The organism is Rhizobium sp. BR 315, from assembly GCF_050577975.1.
GTDB classification, from domain to species: Bacteria; Pseudomonadota; Alphaproteobacteria; order Rhizobiales; family Rhizobiaceae; genus Rhizobium; species Rhizobium miluonense.
The window spans coordinates 19234-30741 of sequence record NZ_JARWKZ010000059.1 but is presented as its reverse complement, the minus strand read 5'-3'; the positions used below and the strand labels follow the sequence as shown (position 1 = coordinate 30741).

The window sequence follows — 11508 nt, the reverse complement described above, 5'->3', positions numbered from 1 at the left end:
GTGCCGGGGTGGGAGGGGGGGTCGCAGGCACTTGGGCTGGCTGCATGCCGAAAAGGTAGCCGATACCGCCGCCGAGCACGAACAAAATGAGGGCTGCCGCAAGCGACTGCCGGCCCGTCGGCGCAAGCTTGAATGACGGTCGCGCGAGGCGGGGAGAGGAGGGGTCGCGTGTCTTCGGAGGTTGAGCACTCTTGATGGACCGCACGAGCGCCAATGGCACCGGCTCCTTCAAAACTTCGTCGAGTGCCTTGCGGCCGACATTGGAGCCATGTCTCAATTCATCGAGAATCCGCCGGGCCTCCGGATCGGAGGCGATCAGCTTTTCCAGCTCTTCCTTTTCGTCACGGCTCATTTCGCCGTCCATAAAGGCGGACAAGCGAATTTCGAGCGGCATTTTCTTCATGTCCTGCAATGCTTAAAACCTTCGAGACGAACGGTTATGACCTTGGGAGGCGAGGTAGAGACGGGCGCTGGAGAGCCGTGAAGCCAATGCCGACAAGGGAATGCCGAGAATCTCGGCCGCCTGCTTGTAGTTATGCCCTTCGACATCGACCAGCAGAAAGACACTGGCAAATCCTTCGGGCAAAGATGTGACCAAGCGATGGGCTTCTCCGGCTTCCACAGGATTTGGATGCAGGCCGGCTGCGGGCTCGCCCTGCTCCAGGGCGCTGCCCTTAGCGGGGCGCAGTTTTTGACGCCGCGCTTCGTCGACCCACTGATTCCGGGCCATCGTATAGAGCCAGCTTTCCAGCTTGCCGGTGCCGTTCCAGAGATGGAACTTGGCTATGCCGCGCTGACAGATGCTTTGGACGAGTTCGTCGGCTTCGGTCAGGTCGCCGGTCAGAGTCACTGCGAAGCGGCGCAGCTTCGGAAGAAGCCCGACCAGGTCGCGTCTGATATCGATGGCTGCTGCTACCGGCGTGTGCATAGTCGTTCCAAAGAGGTGTTGGAGGTTGTGACATCGACGACGTCTTCCCGCAAATCTGGGCCTTTCCCTTGGAAAGGGCGATGCGAACGGAACGATCGTCCTGTGTTGGTATGAACCATTTTTATGCCGCTTCGCAAGTCTTCAAAAGCACTCGCGTGGTTGCCTGTCACTGAGCTGGCGACTCGCTGGGATGCCATGGATCACTCCTCAATAAACGACATGCCCCTTGAGTGATTGCAGCAGCGAGCGATAGGCCCAGGTGTTTTCGCCGCCACGATCACGGATTTCGACGAGCTGCACGCGCGCGCCTTGAACGTCGCCCTGTTCGAGCAGCGCCTGTCCCATATAGGAGCGCGCGAGAATGTAGTTCTCATCGTGCTGCAGAGCCTTGCGATAGTAGCTCATGCCGAGCTCCATGCGGCCGGCCTTGCGATTGGAATAGCCGAGATAATTGAGGATGCGGGGATCGTTCTGGTCCCTGGCAAGTTTCAGAACGGTGATGGCATTCTCATACTGGCCGGCATAGGCGAATTCGCGTGCGGCCTGGAAAAGCTGGTCGTCGTTGAAGCCGCTTTCGTTCGGCTTCACGCATTCTTTCTTGTCCTTATCCCAGACTTTGCCACCAGTGCATTCCGTGGTCGTTTTGCTTTTCGGCGGCGGGGCCGTTTCATCGCTTTCCGAGCCGGCGGCAAGGACCTGTAAGCTGGTGGCGAGCAAAAATCCGACAGCGACAGTCATCATTGTTGAGCTCTTTATCGAGACCTTGAGACCCATGTTATCCTCCAGGATTCCGAGGTTTCAATTGTAGCTCGGCATCTTAGAAAACGCCACCGAAACGACGAGGTTCATGGCCGCAAAACGCGGATCATGGCGCAAGAATATTGACGCCGTCCGCATCCACGCCGTTGCCAGCGGTGTTGAGGCTGTAGCGTTCGGCCTTCAACTCCCAGGCGCCTGGCCGGCCAGCGATCGTGAAGAGATTGTAGGCGGCCGGTGGCTTTAATCCGCCGACATTCTGGGAAGCCGACGCGATGCCGACAACCGGCACAGGGTCGGCGTGGCCGCGCAGCCAGTGCACAGTATTGAGGTGGGTATGGCCATGAAGAACCAGCTCAGCACCGCCGGTCGAAATGGCTGCTGCAAAGCGGCGAATGCCGATCATACGCTTGTAGAAGCTGGTCGCGCCGCGGATCGGCGGATGATGGATCATGACGATGCGAAAGAGCCCGGCATCGCCGGCCGCGCGAAGCATATTCACCGTCTCGCGCGCCTGGCGGGCGGAGTAAAAGCCGCTGGCGGCAAAAGGCGGCGTGGCGACGGCGGTCGAGCATCCGATGAGCGCGACTTGGTCCCGAATGCGAAGATACGGGAAGACGCGCTGATCCTCCCGCCATTCGGCTGGCGCGCGATCGCCTCTGACATAGGGATACCAGGCGCGCATGGCCTTTTCGTAGGCGCCGGGCACATAGGCATCGTGATTGCCGGGAACGACCGACGTGTGCAGGGGGTCGCCGACCATCTTCAGCCATGTAGCCGCCGCCTCGATCTCGATGCCGCTCGCAAGGTTGACGAGATCGCCCGTTACGGCGAGATGGTCGGCCTGCTTTGTCTTGATATCGTCCAGAAGTAGGTCGAGCGTATTGCCAAAAAGATGCTTGCGCCGGTTCCTGTGCCAGTTCACAAATCCGGTTATACGTTTGGAAGCGAGTTCTCTGATCGAAAGGCGTGGCAGGGGGCCGAGGTGTACGTCGGAAATATGCGCGAGCTTGAACATGGGATGAGACATAGCCCAGTCTATCGTCAAAACAAATAGATCGCCCGTTTGAATGCAAGGCGAGGGATGAAGGTTCGTGCATGAGTGAGAAGGCTACCCGGAATGAGAAGAGTAGCGCGTGGGCATGGCTCTTTGGCCGTGCGTTGCACGTCTATTTCGTGCTGACCCGCAGCATGACGCTCGGCGTGCGTGCCGCGTGTTTCGACAGCGAAGGGCGGATCTTTCTGGTGCGACACTCCTATATCGCCGGCTGGCACATGCCTGGCGGCGGCGTCGAACGCCACGAAACGGTGGAGCAGGCGCTCGAGAAGGAGTTGCGCGAGGAAGGCAATCTGGTGATCTCAGGCGAGCCGCAGCTCTTCCACGTCTATTTCAACAACCGCATCAGCAAACGCGATCATGTCGTCTTCTACCGTGTCGAAGTAACGCAGACCGCGCCGCGCATGCCGGATCGTGAAATCGTCGAAACCGGTTTCTTTCCGCGCAACGCACTTCCTCCGGGTACGACGCAGGCGACATATCGCAGGCTGGAGGAACTGGAAGGGGCTGAGCGCCCCTCCAGCTACTGGTAGCCGCCCGCCGGTGGCGGGAGACTTGTGCTCTCCGATCAAGCCGCTTTCGCGAGCTGCTCCCGGCCATGCGGACGATCGAAATCCAGCTCGGGGCCGACGGGAACGATGCCGGTCGGATTGATCGCCCTGTGGCTGCGATAGTAATGATCTTTGATATGGGTGAGGTTCACGGTCTCTGCCACGCCGGCAACCTGATAGAGGTCTCTCAGATATGCCGTTAGGTTCGGATAGTCGGCGATGCGGCGGATGTTGCATTTGAAATGGCCGACATAGACGGCGTCGAAACGCACGAGCGTGGTGAACAGCCGCCAATCGGCTTCGGTCAAACCTTCTCCGAACAGGTAGCGTTGCGTCGACAGCCTGGTGTCGAGCATATCGAGGGTTTCAAAGAGGCGGCGGGCACTGTCCTCGTAGGCGTCCTGCGCCGTCGCGAAGCCCGCTTTGTAGACGCCGTTGTTGACCCTGTCGTAGACGAGTTCGTTCAGGGCATCGATATCAGCGCGCAGATCGGCGGGATAGAAATCCTCCCTGGAGCCGGTCAATGCGTCGAATGCGCTGTTGAACATGCGGATGATTTCGGCCGACTCGTTGTTGACGATCGTTTCGGTCTGGTTGTCCCAGAGAACAGGAACGGTCACTCGGCCGGAATAATGCGGGTCGGCCCTGACGTAGATTTCCCAGAGCGTCTTGGCGCCGAAAAGGGGATCAATCGTTCCACCGTCTTTCCCTTTGAATTCCCAGCCATTTTCCAGCATCAGCGGGTCGACGATCGAGACCGGGATCAGGTCCTCCAGTTTCTTCAGCTTACGGAAGATCAGGGTTCGATGCGCCCAGGGGCAGGCGAGCGAAACGTAAAGGTGGTAGCGTCCTGCCTCTGCCTTGAAGCCCCCGATTCCGGTTGGGCCGGCTGCGCCGTCAGGCGTGATCCAGTTGCGGAATTGAGACGCGGCGCGCTTGAAATGGCCTTTCGTCTTTTCGGTGTCGTACCAGACGTCGTGCCAAACGCCGTCAACCAACATGCCCATTGTTCTGTCCTTTCGGAATACTGCTGAGGTTTGAGGGTGAACATACGGCATGGCCGTCAAATTTCGAGATGATAAACGCTGAACACTGCGTAGCTGGTGGGATCTTTGGCAGATGCAGTGTGCTGACCACTGATTTTCTGCCGCTGTCATCATGCGGACATGATCTTGCATCAACAGATGGCAGCATGCATTTTGCATTGGACGTGCCGGATATTTCCTGCTATCGGGCTTGTCACACTTTGAGGGCCACTTGTCATGAAAGTCACCAGAAGCCTGCGACGACGCCGATGATCCCGAACGCTCGACGAGCGCCTTCGAGAACAATTCCGTCTGTCTATCCGGTTTTCTTGGTCTAATGTACAAGCACGATCTGATCTACCTCACTGAGGATGCGTCGCACGACGCTGCCATCGAACTTATCAACGAAGAAGCATTTGGTCCCGGTCGGTTTACGCGTGCCGCCGCGCGGATTCGCGAGCAGGGGCCGCATGATCTGTCGCTGTCCTTCATATGCGCCGATGATGGGGAGACGATCGCATCTGTACGGATGACGCCGGTTCTTGCCGGCACGGTCAGAGGGCACTTGCTCGGACCGCTTGCCGTACGGCCCTCGCATAAGAACAAGGGTATCGGTCGCGAGCTTGTCCGGATTGCCGTCGAGGCAGCCAAACGCAACGGCTCGGAAGCCGTCATCCTCGTCGGCGACCCGCCATACTACTGCCCGCTCGGCTTCGAAAAGGTTGCCTACAATGCCTTGGCATTTCCGGGCCCGGTCGATCCCAACCGCGTCCTGGTCGTGCCGATCGCTGCCGACACGCATGCGCGGCTGCAGGGTTCTATCGCCTGGCGCGATGATGCCGCCTCGGCTATCGCGGACCAAGACGAAGATCTCGACGGCGTGACGCAGCTGACGGCGATTGCCGTCTAAGCGCTGCAATAGATGGAAAAGCATCGCCGCGCTGTGATCAGCGAGGCGATAGCTTTTTCTGCAGGTAGAAGCGGGTGCGGCCGACGGGAAAGTCCGGCAGTTCACCGAAGATCGCATAGCCCTGCCGCTGATAGGCACGCAGCGCTTGCGGATTGAACGTATCGATCCACGCCCCGAAACAGCCGCGGGCTGCCGCTTCGGCTTCCGCCGCCTCGAGCAGTTTGCCTGCCATGCCCTGGCCGCGCAAGGTTTCCGGCACGAACAGCCATTGCGTGAACAGCCATCCCCAAGCCGTGTAACCCGAAATCCCGCCGATGGTCTTGCCGCTCTCCTCACGGATCAGCACCGCCAGCGATCGCCTTTCAGATGCGCCGACATCGGCGGCGTTGAAGGCCGTCAGCCCCTCGCTGATCGCGGCGAGTTCTGCTTCGGAGGGAGCGTCGGTTATGTCGAATTGTGTCATCGGTTCACCGTCCTTCGCGCCACCATGTGACCGAGAAGGCAAAGAGGAGTACGGCTAGACCGGCAAAGCCGGCGAATAAGGGCAAGGTGTTGATCCCCTTCAGCACGGTTTCGTCCGTCATGCGGATGGTTAGGCGCTGGCCGTCTGCGATGCGCACGGCACCGCGGACCGGCAGGACCTGCGGGACCGTGACGCCGCCATTGGTGCCGGCGACGCGTGTGACGAGGCCCTTGGTCTTCTGCGCCAGCGGCTTCAGCGTTTCGGTGGTCGAGATCATCGCCTTGAATTCCGGGGCATCGATGGCGCCGATGTGCACCAGCGTCGAAAGATTGCCGTCGGCGATCTGGAAAAGCCCGATCTCGTCCATATGCTTCTGAGCCTGGTAGAGACCAGGCTGCGCTTGCTTCAGTGGCAATGTTTGCGTCTTGCCGGACGGCGATTTGATCGTCGCCGGGCCGGGATCGTCGCCAATGGTCTGGCGCGTCACCTGTAGCGTGCGGCCGGCGGCATTCGCCGTCAGGGCCTCTTCTTCCAGCGCCGGCTCCTTCAACAGCCAATGGGCAATGCGCCGATAGAGCGATACGTGCGGGCCGCCGCCCTCAAAACCGCGTGCCCAAAGCCAGCCTTCGTCCGAGAGCAGCATGGCGACGCGGCCGCGGCCGACGCGGTTCAGCACCAGCAGCGGGCTGTTGTCGGCACCGACCATGACCGTCTGTCCCTGCGGCTTTTCGACATCGACGCTGCGGAACCAGCGGCCCCAATGCGGCGGCTCCGTGTCCGATCCGTCGAGACCGCGCGTTACCGGATGCTTGCGGCCCTGCTCCGACAGGCGCGGATAGAAGGGCTTCTCGATCATCTGCCCGGTCGGCTCTGCCGGCAGAACCGAGGCGAGCGGCGTCAGGGCGATCGAATTGCCGGCGGCATGTTCGGGGCCAGCCGCCACGAGCAACGCACCGCCGTTTTCGACATATTGCGCCATGTAATCATAATAGATCGTCGGCAGGACGTTCTGCCGGTCCTGGTAACGGTCGAAAATGATCAGGTCGAAAGAGTTGATCTTGTCGACGAAGAGTTCGCGCGTCGGAAAGGCGATCAGCGACAATTCGTTGATCGGCGTCCCGTCCTGCTTGTCCGGCGGGCGCAGAATGGTGAAATGCACGAGATCGACCGACGCGTCCGATTTCAGCAGGTTGCGCCAGGCGCGCTCGCCCGAATGCGGCTCGCCGGAAACGAGCAGGACGCGCATGTTCTGGCGAATGCCTTCGATCAGCTGGACCGTGCGGTTGTTGATGGGCGTAACCTCGCCGGGGACTTCGGCAACGGCAAATTCGAGAACGTTGTTGCCCGCGCGCGGCACCTTGAAGCTGAACGGTGCGTCCTGGCCCGGCGTCGCCTGCAGTGTGGCGATTTCGTCGCCATTCATTTTGACGGTGACGTCGGCGACACCGCCGGGGCTTTTGCCGTCGTCGACGACATGGAAAACGAGCTGCTGTTCCTCGTTGACGAGACCGAAGCGGGGGGCTCGCACGATTTCGATGCGGCGATCGAACTCGTCGGGCTTGCCGGTGATCAGCCCATGAATAGGCGCGTCGAAACCGAGCTGCTGGTTGACGCCTGGGATATCGTGGATCTGGCCGTCGGTGAGGAAGATCGCGCCGCCGATCCGAGCAGGTGGCACGTCCGCGATCGCGGAGGAGAGGGCAGAGAAAAGCCGCGTCGACGGCGAGTCGGATTCAGCGGGGTCGCGCGCCTCGACGATGCGGGGCTCTATGCGCGGGAATTGCGCCAGCCGGTCCTTCAGCATAGCCAAGGCATCGTCGGTCATTTTGGTGCGTTCCGGCGTGTCCTGGCTGAGACTGCGGTCGACGACGACGGGGACGATGGTGGTGAGCTGATCGCGGTCTTCCTGCAGCAGCACCGGATTGGCGAGGGCGGCCAGGAGGGCGATGCCGGCGAGCGCGCGGATCCAGCTGCCGCGCAGGCGCCGATAGATGGCAATGGCCGCGATGACAAGGGTTAGTGCCGCGAGCGCTGATAGCACGGGCCAGGGCAGGAATGGGGCAAAACCGATATTCATCTCACTGCCCCAGCCGCTGCAGGATATCCGGGATATGTACCTGATCGGACTTATAGTTTCCGGTCAGCATATACATCATGATGTTGACGCCAGTACGGTAGGCATATTCACGCTGCGTCTCGTCCGGCGGCACGGTCGGCAGCAGCGGCGAGCCGTTTTCGTCGATCGCCCAGGCGCCAGCAAAGTCGTTGCCCGTGATCAAGATCGGCGTCACGCCATCGGAGGAGGAGACCGCGTTACCGTCGCGGCGCGTATCCTGCCGCGCTTCGATCCAGAGCGGGCTATCGGCATAGCGGCCGGGAAAGCTCGAAAGCAGATAGAAGGACTTGGTCAGCACATGGCCTGACGGCACGGGTTCCAGAGGCGGGATATCGAGGTTGGCAAGGATCTGCTGCAGCCGCTGGCCGTTCGGGCTCGGCGTCGATGTGTCGCCCATGGTGTTGATGGCGTCGCGCGTGTCGAAGAGCACGGTGCCGCCGTTGCGCATATAGGCGTCGATGCGGTTGATGGCGTCGTTGGACGGCATCGGTGCCGTCGCTGATATCGGCCAGTAGATCAACGAATAGAAGGCAAGTTCATCCTTCGCTGGGTCCAGTCCTACCGGCGGGCCTGGCTCCAATGTCGTGCGGTAGGTCAGATAGTCGGAGAGGCCGGCAAGGCCGCGCTCGGAAATACGGTCGACGTCGGATTCGCCGGTGACGACATAGGCAAGATGGGTCTTATCCAGCCGCGAAAAGATGGTGTCGTCACCGGGCTTGGAATCGTCGGCCAAGGCGTTTGCCGGATGCAGGAAGATCGCGACCGCAAGAGCCAGCAACAGTATCGCCGCGCCGCCGGCGGCCGTTTTCGTCGACCTGCCAAGGCGCGGGAAGGCGCCATTCATGAAGAGCACGATCAGGCTATCGGCCAGAAGGATGAGGAAGGCGAGGGTGAAGAGGATCGGCTTGGCGGACCATGCTTCGCCACCGATCAGGCCCTCCCGTGCGACCGCCCCCGCGGCCGATGCATCCAGCGGCTTGAGCGAGGTGCCGGGGGCCAGCACGTTGAGCGCCGTAAAGCCTTCTTCGGAGCCGTAAAGGCCGGGCGGGTTGTCGAAGCTGGCGACGGCTGCGCCCTTGTGGTTCGGCTCTAGTGGCCGGGCGCTGCCGATTTCGCTCGTCAGCACGCCCTTGGCCGTCAGAAGCCGGTATGGCGGCAATGCCTCGGTCGCCTTGGCTGCCCCTTCCGTCGAGGTGACGCCGCCGGAGCGCGACAGCTGGACGATACGGCGCAGCATTTCGACGAAATCGCCCGAGATCGGCAGATCCGACCATTGCGGTTCGGCGCTGACATGGAAGAGAACGACCCGGCCGGCGTGCATCTGCTTTTCGGTAACAAGCGGCGTTCCGTCGGCAAGGCTTGCCCAGGTGCGCTCGGCAAGATCCGGCGTCGGTTCGGCGAGAACCTGTCGCTTGATCAGCACATTGGTCGGCTTCGGCATGCCGGCGAAGGGGCCGAACGACGGGAAATCGGCGAGCGGCTGCGGCTCGGCCCAGGAGAGCGCGCCGCCGAACGTGCGCTCGCCCTGCCGCAGCGTCACGGGGACGAGCGGGTCATCGGCGGGCGCGGCAGCAAGGCGCGGTCCGGCGAAGCGGATCAGTGTGCCGCCATTCTCGATCCAGCGCTGCAGCGGCGCATAGCTTTCCTGCGGCAGGCGGCCGACATCGGCCATGATGATCACGGAGGGGTTGCCGGCCAGCAGTTGCGGGATCGATTTTGCCAGATCCGCGCTGTTGGGCTGGATCAGCTCGGCATAGGGGTTAAGGGCGCGTTCAATATAGTAGAGCGGCGAAAGGATCGGCTGGAATTCGTCGGCCGCCTGACCGGAAAGAAGCGCCACACGGCGGCGGCGGAAGCCATCGTCGAGCAGGTGAACGGTGCCGGCGCTGGCATAGCGGTCGACGTTGATGCGGGCAAAATCGTTGCGCATCTCGAAGGGAGCGGCGATGGAGCCGGTCGCAACCGTCTGACCGCCGGCGAAACTCAGCGAGCCGTTGGCGATCGGCCGGCCCTGATTGTCCTGTGCCGTCAACTGAAGTCGGAGCGGGTTGGCGCCGTTCAGCCGCGTTGCCGTAACCGTCATGTCGTTGGCGTTGTTGGCTGCGCCGGTGATCGCGAGAATGTCGTTGCCGTCGCCTTCGATCAGGCGCAGCTCGCTCGGCTGAAGCGCGGAGAGCCGGCGGACGATGTCGTCCTTGGCCTTGCTCTCGATGCCATCGGAGATGAAAGCGATCGTCCCCGGCTTGTTGCCATTGAGCGCGGCCTTCACGGCGTCGGCGGCACGCTGCCGGTCCGGCACCAGCGGTCTTGGGTTCATCGCATGCAGCTTGTCGCGCGCCGCTGTCGCCGCACCCGGTGTCGCATCATTGCCCTGTTCTGCGGTAAAGGCGATCGAGACCGGGATGCCCTTGGCGTCGGCATCGTCGATCAGTGCGTCTGCGGTTCGGACACGGCGCTCCCAGTCCGACGTGCTCGCCCAGCTATTGTCGACCATCAATACCAGCGGGCCGCCGCTCGACAGGGTGTTGGTGCGCGGATTGAACATCGGATTGGCGATCGCGAGGATCACCAGCGCTGCAAGCAGCATGCGCAGCAGCGTCAGCCACCACGGGCTGCGGGCCGGCGTTTCCTCACGCTTGAGAATGGACGCGAGGATGCGCAGCGGCGGGAAGACTTCCGTTCGCGGCTGTGGCGGCGTCAGGCGCAGAAGCCACCAGATCACAGGAAGCAGGATCAGGGCTGCCAGGATGGCGGGGGAAGCGAATGCGAAGGAAAGGCCGGTCATGGCCGCCCTCCAGGTGCTACCCGCGCAGGCATGCCGGAAAGATACATATGCACGGCGACGAGCGCTTCCGATGCCAGGCGATCGGTGCGATGGCTGACGAAAGTCCAGCCGAGATGGCGCAGGGCCTGGCCGAGGTTTTCGCGGCGGGCGAGATAGGCGCGCTGATAGTCGTCCCGCAAGTTTTCCGCGCGGCCGGCAATCAGTTTCGAGCCCGTTTCCGGATCGCTGAACTCGGTGCGGCCGCTATACGGAAAGATTTCCTCGGCTGGATCGGCCACTTCAACGACATGGCCGCGCAAGCCACGGCGCGCCAGAGGTCCGATCCGGCTCATGACGCTGTTGGCATCATCGAGAAAATCGCCGATCAGCACGATATCGCTCCAGCCGCGGATCATCTCGGTTTGCGGCAGGCCGCCTTCGAGCGGCGTGTGCATCAGCGCTGCCGCCAGACGTTCGGCGGCGTTTCGGGTCGAGACCGGCTCCATGACGCCGGGGCAGCCGATCCGTTCGCCCGAACGGGACAGGATTTCGGCAAGTGCCAGCATGATGACGAGCGCACGGCCTTCCTTGGAAGCGTGGCCATAGGCCGACTTGTACATCATGGATGGCGAAAGGTCGGCCCAGAGCCAGATCGTGTGAGCGGCTTCCCATTCATGATCGCGGATATAGGTATGATCGTCGCGGGCGGAACGCCGCCAGTCGATGCGCGAAAGGCTTTCGCCCTCGGTATAGGGGCGAAACTGCCAGAAATTCTCGCCGATGCCGCGTTTGCGCCGGCCATGCCAGCCGGCGATGACCGTATTGGCGATGCGCTTGGCTTCGACAAGGCAATCCGGCACGAGAGCGGCGCGGCTGCGAGCTCTGGAGAGCGCATCATTGCCCGAAGTCGGTCTGACGATTTGTCCGATGGATGCCAC

Annotated in this window: 11 protein-coding genes; 2 read left to right on the top strand and 9 right to left on the bottom strand. The window is 61.9% G+C overall.

The features are described from left to right. The 4 genes from QD409_RS30820 to QD409_RS30805 form a co-directional block, all read right to left on the bottom strand. A partial coding sequence (locus QD409_RS30820) for an anti-sigma factor family protein (RefSeq protein WP_430764550.1) occupies positions 1-394 on the bottom strand: 394 nt, incomplete at its 3' end. 21 nt (positions 395-415) lie between these two features. Beyond that, positions 416-928, bottom strand: coding sequence for an RNA polymerase sigma factor (locus QD409_RS30815; RefSeq protein WP_430764549.1), 513 nt, complete (start codon positions 926-928; stop codon positions 416-418). 207 nt (positions 929-1135) lie between these two features. Then, positions 1136-1669, bottom strand: a complete 534-nt coding sequence (locus QD409_RS30810; protein WP_430764548.1) for a tetratricopeptide repeat protein — start codon at positions 1667-1669, stop codon at positions 1136-1138. A gap of 124 nt (positions 1670-1793) precedes the next feature. Next, positions 1794-2732 carry a metallophosphoesterase family protein gene (locus QD409_RS30805; protein WP_430764547.1) on the bottom strand — a complete coding sequence of 313 codons (939 nt, stop codon included), beginning with the start codon at positions 2730-2732 and terminating at the stop codon, positions 1794-1796. Positions 2733-2782: 50 nt separating this feature from the next. On the opposite strand from QD409_RS30805, the gene QD409_RS30800 reads away from it, so the two are divergent. Next, the gene (locus tag QD409_RS30800; RefSeq protein ID WP_430764546.1) at positions 2783-3274 is read left to right on the top strand and encodes an NUDIX domain-containing protein; all 492 of its coding nucleotides are present in this window, start codon (positions 2783-2785) and stop codon (positions 3272-3274) included. A gap of 35 nt (positions 3275-3309) precedes the next feature. Here the strand turns inward: QD409_RS30800 and QD409_RS30795 are convergent, their stop codons facing one another. Further along, positions 3310-4299, bottom strand: coding sequence for a glutathione S-transferase family protein (locus tag QD409_RS30795; protein WP_430764545.1), 990 nt, complete (start codon positions 4297-4299; stop codon positions 3310-3312). Positions 4300-4654: 355 nt separating this feature from the next. Here QD409_RS30795 and QD409_RS30790 point away from each other — a divergent pair, with 355 nt between their 5' ends. Next, positions 4655-5227 (top strand): GNAT family N-acetyltransferase, encoded by a 573-nt coding sequence (locus QD409_RS30790; RefSeq protein ID WP_430764544.1) that lies wholly within the window; start codon positions 4655-4657, stop codon positions 5225-5227. 37 nt (positions 5228-5264) lie between these two features. Here QD409_RS30790 and QD409_RS30785 read toward each other — a convergent pair whose 3' ends face one another. Genes QD409_RS30785 through QD409_RS30770 form a run of 4 tightly spaced genes read right to left on the bottom strand, consistent with a single transcriptional unit; the run spans position 5265 to position 11508 of the window. Continuing rightward, on the bottom strand, positions 5265-5690 hold the full coding sequence (locus tag QD409_RS30785) for a GNAT family N-acetyltransferase (RefSeq protein WP_430764543.1): 426 nt from the start codon (positions 5688-5690) through the stop codon (positions 5265-5267). A 4-nt stretch (positions 5691-5694) separates the two neighbouring features. Beyond that, positions 5695-7767: a hypothetical protein gene (locus QD409_RS30780; protein ID WP_430764542.1), complete on the bottom strand. Its 2073-nt coding sequence runs from the start codon at positions 7765-7767 to the stop codon at positions 5695-5697. A 1-nt stretch (position 7768) separates the two neighbouring features. Then, complete coding sequence (locus QD409_RS30775) at positions 7769-10591, bottom strand: DUF4159 domain-containing protein (RefSeq protein ID WP_430764541.1); 2823 nt, start codon at positions 10589-10591, stop codon at positions 7769-7771. Continuing rightward, entirely contained in the window at positions 10588-11508 is a 921-nt protein-coding gene (locus QD409_RS30770) for a DUF58 domain-containing protein (protein ID WP_430764540.1), read from the bottom strand. Before QD409_RS30770 ends, QD409_RS30775 begins: the two co-directional genes overlap by 4 nt.

Bases quoted from the DNA above. Each gene is read 5' to 3' on its own strand.
- QD409_RS30780 (WP_430764542.1), bottom strand. From the start codon at position 7,767: ATGAATATCGGTTTTGCCCCATTCCTGCCCTGGCCCGTGCTATCAGCG.
- QD409_RS30785 (WP_430764543.1), bottom strand. From the start codon at position 5,690: ATGACACAATTCGACATAACCGACGCTCCCTCCGAAGCAGAACTCGCC.
- QD409_RS30775 (WP_430764541.1), bottom strand. From the start codon at position 10,591: ATGACCGGCCTTTCCTTCGCATTCGCTTCCCCCGCCATCCTGGCAGCC.
- QD409_RS30810 (WP_430764548.1), bottom strand. From the start codon at position 1,669: ATGATGACTGTCGCTGTCGGATTTTTGCTCGCCACCAGCTTACAGGTC.
- QD409_RS30800 (WP_430764546.1), top strand. From the start codon at position 2,783: ATGAGTGAGAAGGCTACCCGGAATGAGAAGAGTAGCGCGTGGGCATGG.
- QD409_RS30790 (WP_430764544.1), top strand. From the start codon at position 4,655: ATGTACAAGCACGATCTGATCTACCTCACTGAGGATGCGTCGCACGAC.
- QD409_RS30815 (WP_430764549.1), bottom strand. From the start codon at position 928: ATGCACACGCCGGTAGCAGCAGCCATCGATATCAGACGCGACCTGGTC.
- QD409_RS30795 (WP_430764545.1), bottom strand. From the start codon at position 4,299: ATGGGCATGTTGGTTGACGGCGTTTGGCACGACGTCTGGTACGACACC.